The sequence below is a fragment of the Vibrio sp. Vb1337 genome, from assembly GCF_033338715.1.
Taxonomy (GTDB): Bacteria; Pseudomonadota; Gammaproteobacteria; order Enterobacterales; family Vibrionaceae; genus Vibrio; species Vibrio alginolyticus.
Window position 1 is genome coordinate 1 of sequence record NZ_JAWOTD010000161.1, and the last position, 1,218, is coordinate 1,218.

At 42.4% G+C, this 1,218-nt stretch carries 1 tRNA gene; it reads left to right on the forward strand.

Annotation, left to right across the window (positions count from 1 at the left end):
- Window positions 1-100 precede the first annotated feature (100 nt).
- Window positions 101-177: transfer RNA gene (locus tag R7E42_RS24710), tRNA-Asp, on the forward strand.
- Window positions 178-1,218: the final 1,041 nt, after the last annotated feature.

Sequence of the window (1,218 nt, forward strand, 5' to 3'; positions counted from 1 at the left end):
CAGAAGTGAAACGAAATAGCGCCGATGGTAGTGTGGGGTTTCCCCATGTGAGAGTAGGACATCGCCAGGCTTTAAATTTAGACTTAGGTCTAACCAGTGCGGAGCGGTAGTTCAGTTGGTTAGAATACCGGCCTGTCACGCCGGGGGTCGCGGGTTCGAGTCCCGTCCGCTCCGCCACTTATTTGAAAGCCCTGCTAGAAATAGCAGGGCTTTTGTCGTTTTAGAGTCTGTCATTTTCCCTTCCAAGAGAAGTCATACCAATCTGGAAAATTAACTGATCAGGTCTATCCATCTTCTCGAGCATATTTTGGAGACTCTTTTGGATCAATTCAAAACCGATTCTATGCATCGTAGACTTTGAAGGTGATGTCGTCGTAATCAGTAAAATATTGATTGGCTAAATCGCGTTGCCTCAATCAACGCCATACTTGTTCGATAGGGTTTGGCTCTGAAGAATAGGGCGAAAGTTTGATGACACTGACATTTTAAAGTCATTGGCAATTTCTTCTGTATGCCATCCTGCACCATCCATTACAACGACGACGTGACGTCCCTCCTCCGTGACTGCCAATATTTGTTTTAAGTGCTTTGTCTTTATGAACCCAAGGACAATGATAGCCTCACCAATTCCTTTTCTGGGACAAACTGAACCGAACAGATAAGCATACACAAATTGTTATTGCTTCACGGCTCTTGGGCGAGTTGCTTTTTCAGTCCATAAGTGTGTTGTCGTGTTTTGTTGCCCAAATCTGGCTTCGTCCTGAAACCAGACATCAACATACTCTAAAGCTATATGTTCTGGGAACTTAAGGATCGTTTCGATTTTGAATTTTTTCAAATCCTCCTGTGCTTGGCTTTTCTTGCCGTTCTTCAAGAAAGCTTTGGACCAACTTATTGACACTGGTCCGGCTTACTTTGAGAAACTTGACGATTTGTGTGCATGAGTACCCATCATTTGAAATGAGCAAGGGCCAGCAGTCTCATTTTCATCTGAATGGATTTTTGCTGACTTGCGAGCTTTTTAAAGTCGATATTAAGGATGTCATGATGGTGGTTTAGGTCGATAAATAGCGAACACATATAGAGCACTTTTTACTATATAAGGCTTTTAGATGGTGAGTTTTTAGCGATGTTATTATGGAGAGTGCGTAGGCCTGAGGCTTTTTAGTAGTAAAGAGGCTATCGTGGTAAGAAATGAGTTATTTATTTTTAGGAAAC